Raw genomic sequence first — 16,335 nt, forward strand, 5'->3', positions numbered from 1 at the left:
AACGGGGGCAAGCCCCCTCGCCACAAGAGTGGTGTCGCCTGGTGTTTCAGCGCACCGCGCTAACCCCATCCAGAGTCGAGAACGAAGTGTCCTTGGCTGTCAGCAGGAAGTCGCGCATGTACGGCGCGTCGAGCATGTCGGCGCGGATCCCGGCGTATAGCGTGGCAAACAAACCTTTCTCTCCGAGCCGCTTGGCCTTCACATAACCCCGTGAGCTGTATTCATGCAGCGCCCAATGCGGCATGCCGCAGACGCCACGACCACTGGCCACCAACTGCATCATCATCACCGTCAGTTCCGAAGTACGGACCTGCGCCGGTTCAATGTCGGCCGGCTCCAGGAAGCGGGTGAAGATGTCCAGCCGATCGCGTTCCACCGGGTAGGTGATCAGGGTTTCGCTGAGCAAATCTTCCGGGACAATGTACGGCTTGTTCGCCAACCGATGCTGGTTGGCCACTGCGAGCATCGCTTCGTAGGTGAACAACGGCACGTAGGTGATCCCGGCCAGTTCCAGCGGGTCGGATGTTACCACCAGGTCCAGGTCGCCACGGGCCAGGGCCGGCAGCGGGGCGAAGGAGAAACCCGACGCCAGGTCCAGCTCGACTTCCGGCCAGGCATCGCGGAACTGGTCGATGGTCGGCATCAGCCACTGAAAGCAGCTGTGGCATTCGATCGCCATGTGCAGCCGTCCGGCGGTACCACCGGCCAATCGTGCGATGTCACGCTCGGCCCCGCGCAGCAGCGGCAGGGTCGCATCGGCCAGTTGCAGCAGGCGCAGGCCGGCGCTGGTGAAACGCACCGGTTTGGTTTTGCGCACGAACAGCGGCATGCCCATGCGCTCTTCCAGCTCTTTGAACTGGTGGGACAGGGCGGACTGGGTCAGGTGCAGACGGTCGGCGGCTTCGACCAGGCTGTCGGCCTCGCGCAAGGCGTGCAGGGTCTTCAGGTGACGGATTTCGAGCACTGTGGGCTCCATGAGCAAATTTTGTGATCAACACGAAAAGGTTGAGTTTGTCTCATGTTGGGTTGGCTGTCGACAATAGGGCCATCTTTTACTTCGGAGCACATATGCCATGGCCTTGGCCCACACACTCGGTTTTCCACGCATCGGTGCCGACCGCGAGCTGAAAAAAGCCCTCGAATCCTACTGGAAGGGCGACCTCGATCAGGCCGGGTTGAAAATCGTCGGCCGTGAACTGCGGGCCAGACACTGGCAAGTGCAGAAAGACGCCGGCATCGACCTGCTGCCCGTGGGCGACTTCGCCTGGTACGACCAGGTGCTGACGCACTCGCTGACCTTTGGCGTGATCCCCGAACGCTTCGACGGCGCCAAGGATGCACAGGGCCTGCCGACCCTCGACACTTTGTTCGCAATGGCCCGTGGCACCAGCGCAAAGTGCTGTGGCGGTGAGTCTGCCAAGACGCACCATGCGCAGGAACTGACCAAGTGGTTCGACACCAACTACCACTACCTGGTCCCGGAATTCAGCGCTGACCAGCCGTTCAAATTGAGCTGGGAGCAGCTGTTCGACGAAGTCGACGAAGCCCACGCCCTCGGTCACCGCGTCAAGCCGGTGATCATCGGCCCTTTGACTTACCTGTGGCTGGGCAAAACCAAAGGCAACGACTTCGACAAGCTTGATCTGCTCGAAGGTCTGCTGCCGCTGTACGGCGAAATCCTCAATCGCCTCAAGGCCCAAGGTGTGGAATGGGTGCAGATTGACGAACCGATCCTGACCCTCGACCTGCCGCAAGCCTGGAAAAACGCCTTCGAGCGCGCCTACCACATCCTTCAGTATTCGCCGCTGAAGAAACTCGTGGCCACCTACTTCAGTGGCCTGGAAGACAACCTCGGGCTGGCGGTGAGCCTGCCGGTGGACGGCCTGCACATCGACGCGGTGCGAGCGCCGGAACAACTGGGCCAGGTACTTGATCGCCTGCCGACTTACAAAGTGCTGTCGGTAGGCCTGGTCAACGGTCGCAATGTCTGGCGTTGCGAGCTGGAACAGGCACTGGCACAACTGAAACCGGCGCAAGAGCGTTACGGCGACAACCTGTGGGTCAGCAGTTCGTGCTCGCTGCTGCACAGTCCAGTGGACCTGGACCGTGAAGACACGCTCGACGCCGAGCTGAAGAGCTGGCTGTCATTCGCCGTACAAAAGTGCGGTGAAATCGCCGTGCTGCGTGATGCACTCAACGATCCGCAAGCGCCGAAGGTCCAGGCTGCGCTGGCGCAGAGCCGTGCCGTGCAGGCCAGTCGTGCGCAGTCGCCACGCATCCACAAAGCCGAGGTGCAGGCGCGCATCCGGGCCATTCGCGACACCGACAGTCAGCGTCACTCAGTGTTTGCCAAGCGTATCGAGTTGCAACGCGCACGCCTGAATTTGCCGGCCTTCCCGACCACCACTATCGGCTCGTTCCCGCAGACGGCGTCGATCCGTCTGGCGCGCCAGTCGTTCAAACAGGGCAAGCTCTCGGCCAACGATTACACCGACGCCATGCACAGCGAAATCCGCCACGCGGTGCAAATCCAGGAACGTCTTGGCCTCGATGTGCTGGTGCACGGTGAAGCCGAGCGCAACGACATGGTCGAGTACTTTGCCGAGCAACTCGACGGCTACCTGTTCACCCGTTTCGGCTGGGTTCAGAGCTACGGTTCACGCTGTGTGAAACCGGCGATCATCTACGGTGACCTGAGCCGTCCGAAAGCCATGACTGTCGACTGGATCACCTACGCGCAGAGCCTGACCGAGAAGGTCATGAAGGGCATGCTGACCGGGCCGGTGACGATGCTGATGTGGTCGTTCCCGCGTGAAGACGTGTCGCGCAAAGTCCAGGCGCAACAGTTGGCGCTGGCCCTGCGCGATGAAGTGGTCGACCTGGAGCAGGCCGGAATCAAAATCGTCCAGATCGACGAAGCGGCGTTCCGCGAAGGCTTGCCACTGCGCCGGGCGCAATGGCAGGAATATCTGGACTGGGCGGTGCAAGCGTTCCGCTTGAGCGCATCTGGCGTGCGCGATGAAACCCAGATCCACACCCACATGTGCTACAGCGAATTCAATGACGTGATCACGTCTATTGCTGCCATGGACGCTGACGTGATCACCATCGAAACCTCGCGTTCGGACATGGAGTTGCTGGAAGCCTTCAAGGCCTTCGACTACCCGAATGACATCGGCCCGGGTGTCTACGACATTCATTCGCCACGGGTGCCGGACACCGCCGAGATGGTCAAGTTGATGAGTAAGGCGGTGCAGCGGATCCCGGCCGAACGGCTGTGGGTCAACCCGGACTGCGGCCTGAAAACCCGGGCTTGGCCCGAAACAGAAGCGGCGTTGGTGAATATGGTCGCCGCCGCGCGGCAACTGCGTAATCAACTGGCCTGATCCAGTAACCATTGATCGTTCCCACGCTCCCGCGTGGGAATGCTTCTGCGGACGCTCCGCGTTCGGCTGTTGAAGGGACGCAGAGCGTCCAGGGCTGCATTCCCACGCAGAGCGTGGGAACGATCAGCGGTCTACGAATCGACCGCTCGGCACTCTTCATCAAACTGTCACGCAACTGTGGCAGCGCGCTTTAACAAAGTTCATCAGACTCGCGCTCTACTGGGGTTCTGCGTTTCGGTGTTTCTTCATGCGGGTACGATTTTTTTCAACTGCGGTTTTTCTGGTCGCGCTGCTGTTCGGCCTACCGTCCTTGGCGGCGTCGCGCTGCGATGTCAATGTGCCGACCGAGCGGGTCGATCTGGCGCAGGTCAGCCTGGCGTACCAGAGCATCGGTCGTGCGTCCGATCCTGCGTTGCTGCTGGTGATGGGCTTGGGTGGCCAGTTGATTCACTGGCCGGACGAGGTGGTGGTAGCGCTGTGCGAACAGGGATTCCGGGTGATTCGCTATGACAACCGCGATGTCGGGCTGTCGACCTGGCGTCAGGCTCCGGTCAACGCCAACCTGACCTTTGAGGTGCTGCGCTACAAACTCGGATTACCCGTAGCGGCGCCGTACAGCCTGACTGATATGGCGGACGACGCGCTGGGCCTGATGGATGCGCTGCACGTGGAGCAATTCCATGTACTGGGCGCGAGCATGGGCGGGATGATTGCCCAGCACATGGCGGCCATGGCGCCGCAGCGGGTCGAGAGCCTGACGCTGATCATGACCAGTTCCGGTGCAGAAGGGTTGCCGGCGCCGAATGCGGCGCTGGTGCAATTGCTCTCACGGCGCGGTGCGCCGAACCGTGAGGTGGCTCTGGAGCAACAGGCTGATCTGCTGGCAGCGCTGGGCAGTCCGCAGGTGAGTGATGATCGCCAGGCGCTGTTGCATCAGGCAGCGGTGGCGTACGACCGGGCGTTCAATCCTGAAGGCGTGAAACGCCAGATCATGGCGATCCTCGCCGAACCGAGCCGGGTGGCGCTGCTCAACCAACTGCGGGTGCCGACGCTGGTGGTGCACGGTACTGCTGATCCGCTGTTGCCGGTGATGCATGGTATTCACTTGGCGGCGCATATCCAGGGCAGTCAGTTGAAGCTGATTCCGGGGCTGGCCCATCGTTTTCAGGAAGCGTTCAAGGCGCCGTTACTGGCGGCAGTGTTGCCGTACCTGAAAACCCATCGTGAAGACACCTCGCATTGGGCGCAGATCGATCCGGTGCAGGCACCGAATCTGTTGTAAAACGTTTGTAATGGGCAAGAGCCCTGTGGGAGCGAGCCTGCTCGCGATGGCGATGACACTGCTGTCATAGATGTCGGCTGATACTCCGTCATCGCGAGCAGGCTCGCTCCCACAAGGTTGGGTGTGTGGCCGTGCTCAGCGCACAATCTTGTCCACATGAATCCCGAGTTTCTTCAGCCGATACCAGAAGCTGCGCTCCGAGATACCGATCAGTTGCGCGGCGGCCGCTTGCACGCCATTGCTTTGTTGCAGGGCGGCAAGAATGTAGGACTTCTCGACTTCCACCAGCGCAGCGTCGAGGTCCGACGGCACGCCAGTGCCTACGTTGAACGGCACGCGGGCGCCGTCGACGGTGGGCCTTGAGGCGAACAGGTACGCCGGCAGATCGTCTTCTTCGATCACTGAGCCCGAGGCCACGATGGTGGCTCGTTCAACGCAGTTCTGCAGTTCGCGGATGTTCCCCGGCCACGAATAATGGGTCATGGCCTGCAAGGCTTCCGGGCTGAAACCGGTGATGCGCTTGCCGGCGGTGGCGCCCAGGGTGTGAGCGAAGTGTCGGGCCAGTGGCGCGATGTCTTCGACTCGTTCGCGCAGGGCGGGCAGGGGGATCGGGAACACATTGAGGCGATAATAAAGGTCTTCGCGAAACTCTTTGTTGGCCACCGCTTCCAGCAGGTTCTTGTTGGTGGCGGCGATCACGCGCACATCGACTTTGCGCTCGCGCTGGTCGCCCACCGGCTCGATCACTCGCTCCTGCAAGGCTCGGAGGATTTTGGCCTGTAAGGCCAGCGGCATGTCGCCGACCTCATCGAGAAACAGCGTGCCCTTGTCGGCCTGCATGAAGCGCCCGACGCGGTCCGCCACGGCGCCGGTGAAGGCGCCTTTGCGATGGCCGAACATTTCACTTTCCAGCAACCCTTCGGGGATCGCCGCACAGTTCACTGCGACGAAGGGTTTGTCGGCACGGTTGCCGTGTTTGTGGATGGCCCGGGCGACCATTTCCTTGCCGGTGCCGCTTTCGCCGGTGAGCAGGATGGTCGCATTGCTTTCGCGTACCGAATCCACTGCTTGCAGTACTCGGCGGAAGGTCGGGCTGTCGCCCACCAGGCTGTCGATCTGCTGGTGTTCTTCAAGCTCGGCGCGCATGCGCTGGTTGTCTTTGAGAATGTCGCGAAATTGCAGGGCCTTGTTGACGGTGATGTCCAGCTCATCGATGTCGAACGGCTTGGCAATGTAGTCGAAGGCGCCATTGCGCATCGACTGCACGGCATTTTTAACCGTGCTGTAGGCGGTCATGACGATCACCGGCAGTTGCGGGTAGCGCACTTTGACTTCCGCCAGCAACTGCGGCCCGTCCATGCCGGGCATGCGCCAGTCGCTGATCACCAGGTCAATGTCTTCCTGTTCCAGCACCTTGAGCGCGTGCAGGCCATTGCTGGCGGTGAACACCTGGATGTCGTTCTGGCTCAGGGCCGAGGCCAACAAGTCGCAAAGCTTGGGCTCGTCATCGACCACCAGAATGTTATGCGTCATCACTGTCCTCGTCGTCGCTGTCGTCTTCACCGTTGGCCGGAATGTACAGGCTGAATGTGGAGCCGGCATCTTTTTCGCTGATGCATTCGACCCGTCCGTCATGGTTTTCCATGATCGAGAAGACTTTTGCCAGCCCCAGACCCGTACCTGATGCCTTTGTGGTGACGAACGGTGTAAAAATCCGTTCGAGCATGTCCGGTTCGATGCCCTGGCCGGTGTCGGAAACACTGATGACGGTGTATTCCTTGTCGCTGGTTATGCCCAGGGTCAGGCGACCGCCGTCAGGCATTGCGTCTATGGCATTGATCACCAGGTTCAGGCAGGCCTGTTTGAGCTGTCGTGCGTCAGCATAGATGGTCGCGCCAGGGGCGTTGTCTTCGATTCGGGCGTCGATGTTGTGAGTCGCCAGTTCCGGGGCGCAGAACCCGACCAATTCATCAATCAGCGGTCGCACCGGTTGGGTGGAGCGCATGGGCGCGCTGGGCTTGGCAAAGTCGAGGAAGTCGGTGATCAGGTCGTTGATCCGGCTGACCTCGCTGACCACGTATTCGAGATGCCGCTTGTCGGTATCGGGCAGGTCGGCGCGACGGTGCAGTAACTGGGTCGCGGTTTTGATGATGCCCAGCGGGTTGCGGATTTCATGGGCCAGGCCCATGGCCACTTCACCCAAGGCGTGCAAGCGATCGCGGCGGCGCAGTTGCGACTCCAGGTGCTGCAACTCGCCGAGACGTTCGGTCATGTGGTTGAAGGTGCTGCTCAGTTCGGCCAGTTCGTCGCTGCCATAGACCGGCACTCGCTGACGATAATCGCCGTCGATCACCGCCCGAACGCCTTTGGATAGAGCGCGCAGGGGCTGGGTCAGGCGTTGCGAGACCAGCCAGCCGACACCCAGCGACAGCGCCGAACTGAGGATGAAAATCAGGATGAACAGATTGCTCTGGTTCACCAGCCCGACCAGGCTGTTGTGGCGCAGCAGGCCACTGAAGATCACACCCTGAAGTTCACCGCTGTCATTGAGGATTGGCCGATAGATGCCGCTGTAGTTATTGGTGAACTGTTCGATCGGTTTTTTCGTGGTGCGCAGGATTTGCTCGATGTCTTCGGGCACCTTCATGGGGTGATCTTCGAAGCGCTGGGTAGCGAAGATTTCCGAGAAGTCCTCGGCCTTGGCCAGGTACAACCGCAGGTCAAGGGAATGCACATCGGCGACGCTGGTGAGGAAGCTGCTGTCCAGATAGTTGGCGAGGACCAACTGATAGTCGACCCCAGCCTGAGTTGTCTGGAAGGTCGAGACCAGAATGCCGGTGGACGCGCCCGTGACCTGAATGGTTTGCAGGACGGCTTTGGGCGCGGTGTTGATTTGCTGGACGATGTCGTCGGCCACGGTACTGAACAGCACTTTGTGATCGCTGGTGCGCACCAGCGCCACGACGTCGATGCCCATGGCTTCGGCAATGTCGGCGCTGAGGCGGTCCTGCCGGGCCGAGAGCCGGTCGTTGATCGGGCGGATGTGGCGCAGCAACAACTGGGCGACCCGCGTGTTTTCGCGCAGGATTTCCCGGACCTCGTCTTCGACGATCTTGGTCGATTCCTGCAACCAGATGCGCACGTTGCTATCGAAGATCTGTGACAGCGTGGTGGCCGCCAGTTCCGCAGCGATCATGGTCGGGATTACGCTGACCAGCCAGAATGCCAATACCAGCTTGCGTTGCAGGCTCCAGCGGGAGATGGCGAAGGGCAGGGCTTTACGGCGTCGGACTTTGATCATCAGGTTTCGCTTATCGCAGCAGCCATGGCAGGGTCGGATTTATCCGGTCGGACAAACAGTTTCACGAGTTTCAGTAATGTATTGAGCAACCCGTTGCGGTGGTGAAAAAACAGCGTATTGCCTTCAAATTTACAGCCGAGTCGCAGCTTACTGGCATAGCCGGCCTGGCCGCACACATACAGCGGGATTTTGTGCTGAATACAATAGTCGACATTGGCCAGCCAGCTTCTGAAGTACAGGTTGTACTCACGGGTCTGTTCCAGGTCGTGGGCAAAAAATTTGTCCACCAGTCGATGTTCGTCCAGCAACACCAGGTTGAACGCCACCAGTTGCTCGCCCACCCAATACAGCACGCACGCGGCACGTTGGTCGAGGTGTTCGAGGATACTGGTGAAATACTCTGCGGACAGTCGTTCGAACTCCAGATCACTGCGCGCCAGGGTGGCTTCATACAAACGCATCATCTGTGGCAATACATCGTCGACCGAGCGTCGCCATTCGATTCGCGGGCCTTGCGCCCGAAGTTTTCGGCGCAAGTCCTTGCGGGTGGATTTGCCCAGTGTGCCGAGGTAGGCATCAAGTGAGCCGAACGCGATCGGCAATACCGCACTCGGTAAACCGGGCATGGTTTGCAGTCCGGCCTCGCGGCAGACTTCAATCCACTGGTGATCGTGGCTGGGCGCATCCTTGACGGCCAGAAGACCGATCCCGGCCTGGTTGGCATCGTTGCGGGCCAACGTCAGCAACTGACGCAGCAACGCCGGACGTTGGTCGTCAGCGATATGGCTGGCGGTGCCTGCATGGCATTGCTCGGTCACTGGCGATCCCATGGCGTACAAGCGAATATCCAGCACGCCCGGCAACCATTGACGCAAGCGTTGCGTGATGCGTTTGCCGATGCCCTGCACCGTGGTGTCGAGCGAGTACTGCGTGGTAAATGCCGCGGCTGCGGCAATCAATGTGCTGCCTTCATAGAGTGCAAGGTAGCGCCACTGGAAGTCGGCGACTCCCGCCTGTTCAACGGCCCGGTAATAATCCCAGTCCTCCAGTTCCCCAGGGAAGCAGTCATTCCAGGCGCAGCGTTCGATGGCCTGGATGGTTGAAAAGGCTTGGGCGGTAATCACGTCTTGTCCTTAAGCTACGCCAGTTGTCGATACTCTTCACGCTCGCCAGGCTTCATGGAAAGCTGATGGACAAAGTCCGCGCTCAGGTCCACGACGCGGCGGTATTCCAGGTCAACTGTGATCATGTGATAGCAGTTGTCCAGCAGGATCTTGGTGACCGGGCCGCCGAGATGTCGTTCGACGTAATCGGCGTTCCAGCGGCTGGTGATGTCGTCTTCGATGGAGTGAAGCACAAGGGCCGGTGTCTTGATCGACGGCATGCGTTTCTTGACCACGGCATTCATCCGGTGCAATTCGCGCACGGTGACGCCTTCCATGGTCAACAGACCGGCATTGCTGCTTTCGCCGTCCTTCATCTGACGTTCGACGATTGCCCGCAGGCGCTCGTTCTTGATGCCATAAGGTGGCTTCTCTTCGAAGCTGCAGATATGCACGCCGAACGGAATCTTCATCAACAAAGGCGTCAGGAACGCCAGTTTGTGGATGCTCCAGCCGTCGTAGCGCAGGGTGGTTGAATACATCAGCAGGCCGGCGACCTGTCCTGGATGCTCGGACGCGACATACATGGACATGACCGCGCCCATGGACAGACCGCCGACGAACACCTGTTCGTGCCGCTGGCGTATGCCCACGAATGTCTTGCGTACACCTTCGTACCAGTCCTGCCAACCAGTGGCTTGCAGGTCGGCGTTATCACCGCAGTGCCCGGCCAGGGTTGGCACGTACACCGTGCAACCCGATTTGGCCAAGCCGATGGCAACCCGACGCAACTCCGTCGGGGTGCCGGTCAGGCCATGGATCAACAACACCGCGACCTCACCACTGCCGAGAACGAAACCGGTACTACCTTCGCCGAGATCGATCTCTGTTTCGTTCATCGTTTCATGGCTCGGTTCAGCAATTGCTCGAGCAGTTTCAGGCCCAGGTCGATTTCCGGGTAGCTGATTTCCAGCGACGGTGCCAGGGTGATCACGTTTTTGTAGTAGCCGCCCACGTCGAGGATCAAGCCCAGTTTCTGGCCGTCAACCACCATATCGCCCTTCATGCCTTCCTCGACCATGTAGTCCAGGGTGGCCTTGTCCGGGGTGAAGCCGTCAGTGGTGCAGATTTCGCAGCGCAGGGCCAGGCCCAGGCCGTCGACGTCGCCGATGATCGGGAAGCGTTTTTGCAGCTCTTGCAGACCAGACAGGAAGTACTTGCCCTTGGCCATAACCATCGCGCCGTAGTCGACTTCGCTGGTCATCTTGAACATTTCCAGGCCTACCGCGGTACCCAGTGGGTTGGAGGCGAAGGTGGAGTGAGTCGAACCTGGCGGGAAGATCTTCGGGTTGATCAGCTCTTCACGGGCCCAGATGCCGCCCAGTGGGTTGAGGCCGTTGGTCAGCGCCTTACCGAAGACGATCACGTCAGGTTTAACGTCGAAGTGTTCGATCGACCACAGCTTGCCGGTACGCCAGAAACCCATCTGGATTTCATCGGAAACCATCAGGATGCCGTGCTGATCCAGCACTTGCTTGAGCTCGCTGTAGAAGTTCATTGGCGGAATGACGTAGCCGCCGGTGCCCTGGATCGGCTCGACGTAGAAGGCTGCGTATTCACACTGGTTAGTTTTTGGGTCCCAAACGCCGTTGTATTCGGTTTCGAACAGACGGGCGAACTGCTGCACGCAGTGGCTGCCGTATTCTTCCTTGGTCATGCCTTTAGGGCCGCGGAAGTGGTACGGGAACGGGATGAAGTTGGCGCGTTCACCGAAGTGGCCGTAGCGGCGACGGTAGCGGAAGCTCGAGGTGATCGACGAGGCGCCGAGGGTACGGCCGTGGTAGCCGCCTTCGAAGGCGAACATCAGGCTCTTGCCGTTGGAGGCATTACGCACCACTTTCAACGAGTCTTCGATGGACTGCGAACCGCCGACGTTGAAGTGCACGCGACCGTCGAGGCCAAACTTGTTCTTGGCGTCGACCGCGATCATTTCTGACAGCTCGATCTTGCCTTTGTGCAGGTACTGGCTGGCGATTTGCGGCAGGGTGTCGATCTGTTGTTTCAGGGCGTTGTTCAGACGCGGGTTGGCGTAACCGAAGTTGACCGCCGAGTACCACATTTGCAGGTCGAGGTAGGCCTGGTCTTCGGTGTCCCACACGTAGGAACCTTCGCAACGGCTGAAAATGCGCGGAGGATCGATGTAGTGAACGGTGTCGCCGTAGGAGCAGTACTTGGCTTCTTTATCCAGAAGAACCTGGTCTTCTGCGGTAGCAATTCGGATATCAGACATGGTGGAAGAGTTCCTGATTGTGTAGCGAGATTTCAGAAGAGGTTTCAAGTGCGAAGGCAGTGGCGTTGGCTGCGCTGCCGGCCGGCAGTTTGGCCAGCAAGGCCGGAAGTTCGGCGAAGCTGTCGAAGCGGGCGTAAGCGATGCCATTGCGTTCGCAATGTTCGGCCAGGCGGTCCTTGGCAAATACGAAGTCGGCGGTGGAGGCCACGCACATGTCGGACTGACCGTCACCGATCACCAGCACGCGTTTGCTGCTGGGCGTGGATTTGCATTTGCAGTTGCCGGAGGCCGCGCGGCAGGCGTCGCTCGAATACGGAAAGTCGATGCGCCAGCTGTTGTTGTCGACCTGGCGCAGGCGGTTTGCGAGGATCGGCAGGAGGCTGACGTAGTTGCGCGACAGAATCCGCGCGATACCTTGTTCGATACCGTCACTGACGACTTCGATGGAAGCGCCCAGGCCGACCACATGGTCGACAAAGTCCGGGAAGTCGGCATCGATTTCGACGCTGTCGAAGAACTCGAGAAGTTCATTGGGAGTTGCCTTGACCAGCGAAAGCTGGCGGCTGAGGCATTCACGCGAGCCGATAGCACCGCTCAGCCACTCGTCCTCGATCGCTTCCCAGCTCGGGTCGGCGAAACGTTGGAGAATGCTGTCGATTACGTCGGTTCGGGTGATGGTCCCGTCGAAATCACACACGATATGCCAATCAATCATCTGCATTACCTATTGGGCAGGGGCGCGCTGATGCGCTTGCAACGGGGTAGAGCAGGGATTGTGCCAAGTTGTTTCAGATCCTATAGGCCGGGGCTCTGAGGTATGCTGTGCGGGAAATATGTCCGCGAAGCTACAATTTTTGTAGGTCGCTACAAACAACATGAGTGCTTGCGCAGCAAAATCGACCCGGGAGTTGATGCGCGCATGCACTGATAAGGAATTGCTTTATGTTCAGGATTACCTCTGCTGTATTCACTGCCTTGCTGTGCCTTGGCGGCTTTTGCGCCACCGTGCAGGCTGCCGGGATAACCGGTGAGGCAGGTCTCGGCATGAGCAATCAGCCCTATGACCCCACGGGTAGCCGTTATGAAACCGTGCCGGTGCCTTACTTCGATCTGGACTGGGGCGATGTCAGCCTCAGCACCGACGACGGTTTGACCTGGAGCGCCTTGAAAGCCAATGGTTTCAGTGCCGGGCCGTTTATCAACTACATTCCGGGCCGCAACTCCAATGGCACGCTGCGGGGCCTGCACAATGTGTCGGCCATGGGCGAGGCCGGTGGCTTCGTTCAGTACAGCCCGGCTGATTTCTGGCGAATTTTCGCTTTCGTCGGCCATACCGTGGGCGCTAATCGCGGCCAGGGTGGTGTGCTCGGTCGTGTGGGCGGGGAAGTGGGTTATCCACTGGGGCTGGGGATCATTGGCAGTAGCGAATTGAGCGCGAATTTTGCTGATCGCCAGCAGACTCAGACGTTCTTTGGTGTTTCCGAGAAAGACGCCCGGGATTCGGAGTTCCGTCCGTACAAGGCCAGTGGCGGCATGCAGAATGTGGCGTTGACCCAGAACTTCGAGTTCCCGCTGGCCGCAAAGTGGTCGCTGGTGACCAGTGCCACCTGGAAGCACCTGACCAATTCCGCGGCGGACAGCACTATCGTCAAACAAGAAGGCCGCGTGAACCAGGGCGAGGTTCAGGCGGCGATCAGCTACAAATTCAATTGAGGCGATCACAGGTGTGATCGTTCCCACGCTCTGCGTGGGAATGCCGCCCTGGACGCTCTGCGTCCGCTTCGGATGTGACGCAGAGCGTCACCGGATGCATTCCCACGCGGGAGCGTGGGAACGATCATTCGCCTTCAATCTGGTCCGTCCTTTGCAGACCCTGCCATGAACTCAATTTCTCAGGAGTGCTTCATGGCTCGTCCCGCGTATCGCTTCCTTGCCTATTCGCTGTGGGATCTGGTCCCGATTGCGCTGGGCGTGGCTCATCTGGCGTTTGTTCTGTGGCTGGTGCTGGCCTTCCATGACCTGTCATGGTGGGCCCTTGTGCCGTTGGCGCTGGTCTATGCCGTCAGCCTGTCGTGGAGCATCAACAGTATTTCCCACAACCAGATCCACAACCCGTACTTCACCCTTGGCTGGATGAATCGGGCATTCGATCTGTTGTTGTCGGTCACCATCGGTTTCTCGCAGACCCTCTACCGCGACATCCACAATCGCCATCACCGTGGTAATTCAGACCTGCCGGATGCACACGGAAAAACCGTCGATCCGCTGTCTATCTACCTGCGCGGCAAGGATGGGCAGCCTGAAAATCCCTGGTCGTACACTTTTCTCAGCTTTTTCCGCGATGATCCGAAGCCTTTCTACGAAGAAATGCAGCGCAAGCGGCCCAGTGATGCACGTTGGGTCAAGGTCGAGATTTATGTGACCGTGGCGGCGTATGTGGCGCTGGCGTTCTATGACTGGCATGCCGTGTTGCTGTTGCTGCCGTTCTGGTATCTGGGCCAGGCACTGTCGTCGCTCAATGGGTATTACGAGCATTTGGGCGGTAATCCGGAGTTGCCGATCGCCTGGGGCGTGAGCAGCTACAGCGTGCTTTACAACCTGATCTGGATGAACAACGGTTATCACGCCGAGCACCATTACCGGCCGAAAATGCACTGGACCCAGGTCAAGGCATTCCACCGCGAAATTGCCGAGCAGCAACGTGCGGCGGGGGTGAAGGTGATCCCGGTGTCACACGGACTGGGCTTTTTGACGGCTCACCGCAAAGGCTGATCTATAGATCCTTTTGTGGCGAGGGGGCTTACTGTGGCGAGGGGGCTTGCCCCCGTTCGAGTGCGAAGCGCTCGCGATCAATCCAGCTATCGAGGTCTGCCTGATATCCACGGTTGCAGTGTTTAGGGCCGCTTCGCGGCCCAGCGGGGGCAAGCCCCCTCGCCACAGGGAAATGCGTTGTTCTTAAGTCTCTTCGCCTTCCGCCAGCAACGCTATTCCACCCATGATCACCGCCACGCCCAGCCAGTGCAGCAGGCTGATCTGCTCGCCGAGACCAAGCCACGAGCCGAGCAACACGCCGACAAACACCAGCGAACTCAGTGGAAACGCCAACGACAGGCTGCTGCGCCGCAGGATCAACATCCAGACGAAAAACGCCCCGATGTAGCAGGCGATGGCCGTCAACACCCCAGGATTACCGGCCACGGCCGCCAGCCATTGGAGGTTGAAGTCCATCTGCCCCAGTTGATCGCCACCGACTTTGGTGGCGATCTGACCGCCACTTTCAAAACCGATCAGCAGCATCCAAAGCACCACGGTGCCCAGACGTCCGTGCAACCAACCCATAGTGCTGTTCCTTTCCATCATCGATTGAGCTTCAGACATGGGCGACACACACGAGCATCACGCCCACCGTAATCACCAGGGTGCCAAGCCAGCGCCGGCGGCTGACGGTTTCACCCAGCACGACTTTACCGGCCAGTACTACACCGCAATAAGCCAGCGCCGCGGATGGAAACAACAGGCTCAGCGGCGCACGGGACAGGGCTTCGAGCCAGACAAAGAACTCGATGGCGTAGGCGCCGATCCCGCACCAGAGCAACGGCGCGTTGAACACCTGGCCCCAGAATGCGTTCAATCGAAAGCCACCTTCGAGCTCCGGTAAACGGTCAAGGCCCAGCTTGAAACAGAGCTGACCGATGACGTCCAGAACAATCGAAAACGCCACCAGTAACACCACGGTCAAGGTCACGGGAATAACTCCTCGAACAGGCTGATCAGCGCCTGGTTGGTTGCCGCATTTCGCAGCAGATCGTCTTCGCTCCAGCGCTCGGGAGGCGGCTGGTCGGATTTGGCTTCCCAACGCTTGAGCGCGTTGCTGAAGGCTGGTTGGGCGAACTCGCCGCAGACATCGATGCCGAGGATTCGCTTGCTCGCGGCCAACATGCGCAGGGCTTGCAGCAAGTGCGTCAGCCGCATGCCACCCTGATCCCAGTTGGTCGCGGCGTCTTCACTGGCCAGCACATCCTTGTCGATGGTAATCCACACCGCTTCGGTCGGCAGGCTCTCGATCAGTTGCTGGAGAAACACCGGCCAATCGAGGTCGGCCAGGTTGCGCCAGTGCAGCAGGTTTTCCCGCTGTTGATGCCCGGCACCATCGCCGATGAAACCCCAGACCTGGGACGGCGGGTGCTGCCAGGGGAACAGCTGCAAGTCGCCACGCTTCAGCGCGCCGAGGTTGCCGCCACGCAGTTGCGGGTTATGCAGGTCATCGCTGCAGGGCCCGAGGGTGACGATGCGTTTGATGTTCGGCAGCTTCAGTGCCCGGTTGACCCAGGAACCGCAATGCCGACGCGGTGCGAAACGTACCCAGTCGGGATGGTTGTCGAAATGAATCAGGCTGACCGGCTCGGTAATCTCGGCGAGAAAAGCCGGAGTCAGGTGGTGGTAGTCGCCGGAGCCTATAAAGAAGATTTCTGGCTGCGGCCCCGTATGGCGGGGCCGTTCGCGCAGGCGTTCGGAAAAGCGTCGGTAGTTTTTCTCGCTGGACCACAAACGCAGTTTGGGGCCCAGATCGAGCAGGTCCAGACGCTTGGCGCGACCGCTTTCCAGCAGTCGGGCAATCGGCGCCTGGGCTGTGAGGCTGTGGTCGAGATCCAATATATTCAAAACGTGTTTTACCCATGGCAGCGCCCCTGCAAGGCCGGCGCGAACAATCGCCAACGCAGGCCAAGCGGGCTTTAACGGATAAATGCAAGGGGCGGGCCAGCGTTGGATGGAGCGCTGAGCTCCATTGTGGCGAGGGGGCTTGCCCCCGCTGGGCAGCGAAGCGGCCCTAAACCCTGCAACCGTGGATTATCAGATACACCTTGCTAGCAGGATTACGAGCGCTTCGCACTCGAACGGGGGGCAAGCCCCCTCGCCACAGGGGATAGTGCTTGCGGGGGAGCGGGTTTGCCCTTCAAAGCAGTATCAGACGT

The 16,335-nt window shown here is 59.8% G+C and carries 14 protein-coding genes; 4 read left to right on the forward strand and 10 right to left on the reverse strand.

The annotated features are described in order from the left end of the window. Positions 1-46: 46 nt before the first annotated feature. On the reverse strand, positions 47-964 hold the full coding sequence (gene metR, locus BK658_RS11215; RefSeq protein ID WP_019693392.1) for a transcriptional regulator MetR: 918 nt from the start codon (positions 962-964) through the stop codon (positions 47-49). A gap of 109 nt (positions 965-1,073) precedes the next feature. Here metR and metE point away from each other — a divergent pair, with 109 nt between their 5' ends. Together metE and BK658_RS11225 are read left to right on the forward strand one after the other, a co-directional pair. Continuing rightward, complete coding sequence (gene metE, locus BK658_RS11220) at positions 1,074-3,386, forward strand: 5-methyltetrahydropteroyltriglutamate--homocysteine S-methyltransferase (RefSeq protein WP_123582339.1); 2,313 nt, start codon at positions 1,074-1,076, stop codon at positions 3,384-3,386. 247 nt (positions 3,387-3,633) lie between these two features. Beyond that, the gene (locus tag BK658_RS11225) at positions 3,634-4,668 is read left to right on the forward strand and encodes an alpha/beta fold hydrolase (protein ID WP_123582340.1); all 1,035 of its coding nucleotides are present in this window, start codon (positions 3,634-3,636) and stop codon (positions 4,666-4,668) included. A gap of 135 nt (positions 4,669-4,803) precedes the next feature. On the opposite strand, the gene BK658_RS11235 is transcribed toward BK658_RS11225, so the two are convergent. The 6 genes from BK658_RS11235 to BK658_RS11260 are packed head-to-tail and all read right to left on the reverse strand — an operon-like array spanning position 4,804 to position 12,077. Further along, the gene (locus BK658_RS11235; RefSeq protein WP_123582342.1) at positions 4,804-6,201 is read right to left on the reverse strand and encodes a sigma-54-dependent transcriptional regulator; all 1,398 of its coding nucleotides are present in this window, start codon (positions 6,199-6,201) and stop codon (positions 4,804-4,806) included. Beyond that, positions 6,191-7,969 carry a sensor histidine kinase gene (locus tag BK658_RS11240; protein WP_123582343.1) on the reverse strand — a complete coding sequence of 593 codons (1,779 nt, stop codon included), beginning with the start codon at positions 7,967-7,969 and terminating at the stop codon, positions 6,191-6,193. Before BK658_RS11240 ends, BK658_RS11235 begins: the two co-directional genes overlap by 11 nt. Beyond that, on the reverse strand, positions 7,969-9,093 hold the full coding sequence (locus BK658_RS11245; RefSeq protein WP_123582344.1) for a GNAT family N-acetyltransferase: 1,125 nt from the start codon (positions 9,091-9,093) through the stop codon (positions 7,969-7,971). The genes BK658_RS11240 and BK658_RS11245 overlap by 1 nt, the downstream gene beginning before the upstream one ends. Positions 9,094-9,107: 14 nt before the next feature. Beyond that, complete coding sequence (locus BK658_RS11250) at positions 9,108-9,971, reverse strand: alpha/beta hydrolase (RefSeq protein WP_123582345.1); 864 nt, start codon at positions 9,969-9,971, stop codon at positions 9,108-9,110. Then, complete coding sequence (locus BK658_RS11255) at positions 9,968-11,362, reverse strand: aspartate aminotransferase family protein (protein ID WP_123582346.1); 1,395 nt, start codon at positions 11,360-11,362, stop codon at positions 9,968-9,970. Before BK658_RS11255 ends, BK658_RS11250 begins: the two co-directional genes overlap by 4 nt. Continuing rightward, a complete protein-coding gene (locus BK658_RS11260) occupies positions 11,355-12,077 on the reverse strand; it encodes an MtnX-like HAD-IB family phosphatase (protein ID WP_123582347.1) in 723 nt (240 codons plus the stop codon). Before BK658_RS11260 ends, BK658_RS11255 begins: the two co-directional genes overlap by 8 nt. A 227-nt stretch (positions 12,078-12,304) precedes the next feature. On the opposite strand from BK658_RS11260, the gene BK658_RS11265 reads away from it, so the two are divergent. Then, positions 12,305-13,075 carry a MipA/OmpV family protein gene (locus BK658_RS11265; protein WP_123582348.1) on the forward strand — a complete coding sequence of 257 codons (771 nt, stop codon included), beginning with the start codon at positions 12,305-12,307 and terminating at the stop codon, positions 13,073-13,075. 192 nt (positions 13,076-13,267) lie between these two features. After that, positions 13,268-14,134, forward strand: a complete 867-nt coding sequence (locus tag BK658_RS11275; RefSeq protein WP_123582349.1) for a fatty acid desaturase family protein — start codon at positions 13,268-13,270, stop codon at positions 14,132-14,134. Between the two features lie 183 nt (positions 14,135-14,317). Here the strand turns inward: BK658_RS11275 and BK658_RS11285 are convergent, their stop codons facing one another. From BK658_RS11285 to BK658_RS11295, 3 genes are read right to left on the reverse strand one after another with little or no spacing between them, the layout of a single operon-like run. Next, positions 14,318-14,722 carry a DMT family transporter gene (locus tag BK658_RS11285; RefSeq protein WP_371919121.1) on the reverse strand — a complete coding sequence of 135 codons (405 nt, stop codon included), beginning with the start codon at positions 14,720-14,722 and terminating at the stop codon, positions 14,318-14,320. A 10-nt stretch (positions 14,723-14,732) separates the two neighbouring features. Next, positions 14,733-15,107 carry a DMT family transporter gene (locus tag BK658_RS11290; RefSeq protein WP_123582351.1) on the reverse strand — a complete coding sequence of 125 codons (375 nt, stop codon included), beginning with the start codon at positions 15,105-15,107 and terminating at the stop codon, positions 14,733-14,735. Beyond that, complete coding sequence (locus tag BK658_RS11295; protein WP_123582352.1) at positions 15,104-16,024, reverse strand: arginase family protein; 921 nt, start codon at positions 16,022-16,024, stop codon at positions 15,104-15,106. Before BK658_RS11295 ends, BK658_RS11290 begins: the two co-directional genes overlap by 4 nt. Positions 16,025-16,335: the final 311 nt, after the last annotated feature.

The sequence above is a fragment of the Pseudomonas brassicacearum genome (genome assembly GCF_003732175.1).
Taxonomy (GTDB): domain Bacteria; phylum Pseudomonadota; class Gammaproteobacteria; order Pseudomonadales; family Pseudomonadaceae; genus Aquipseudomonas; species Aquipseudomonas brassicacearum_G.

What these genes read in the sequence shown, in the direction of transcription:
- BK658_RS11265 (WP_123582348.1), top strand. Translation starts at nt 12,305, where the DNA reads ATGTTCAGGATTACCTCTGCTGTATTCACTGCCTTGCTGTGCCTTGGC.
- BK658_RS11285 (WP_371919121.1), bottom strand. Translation starts at nt 14,722, where the DNA reads ATGATGGAAAGGAACAGCACTATGGGTTGGTTGCACGGACGTCTGGGC.
- BK658_RS11260 (WP_123582347.1), bottom strand. Translation starts at nt 12,077, where the DNA reads ATGATTGATTGGCATATCGTGTGTGATTTCGACGGGACCATCACCCGA.
- BK658_RS11255 (WP_123582346.1), bottom strand. Translation starts at nt 11,362, where the DNA reads ATGTCTGATATCCGAATTGCTACCGCAGAAGACCAGGTTCTTCTGGAT.
- BK658_RS11275 (WP_123582349.1), top strand. Translation starts at nt 13,268, where the DNA reads ATGGCTCGTCCCGCGTATCGCTTCCTTGCCTATTCGCTGTGGGATCTG.
- metE (WP_123582339.1), top strand. Translation starts at nt 1,074, where the DNA reads ATGGCCTTGGCCCACACACTCGGTTTTCCACGCATCGGTGCCGACCGC.
- BK658_RS11225 (WP_123582340.1), top strand. Translation starts at nt 3,634, where the DNA reads ATGCGGGTACGATTTTTTTCAACTGCGGTTTTTCTGGTCGCGCTGCTG.
- BK658_RS11235 (WP_123582342.1), bottom strand. Translation starts at nt 6,201, where the DNA reads ATGACGCATAACATTCTGGTGGTCGATGACGAGCCCAAGCTTTGCGAC.
- BK658_RS11240 (WP_123582343.1), bottom strand. Translation starts at nt 7,969, where the DNA reads ATGATCAAAGTCCGACGCCGTAAAGCCCTGCCCTTCGCCATCTCCCGC.
- BK658_RS11250 (WP_123582345.1), bottom strand. Translation starts at nt 9,971, where the DNA reads ATGAACGAAACAGAGATCGATCTCGGCGAAGGTAGTACCGGTTTCGTT.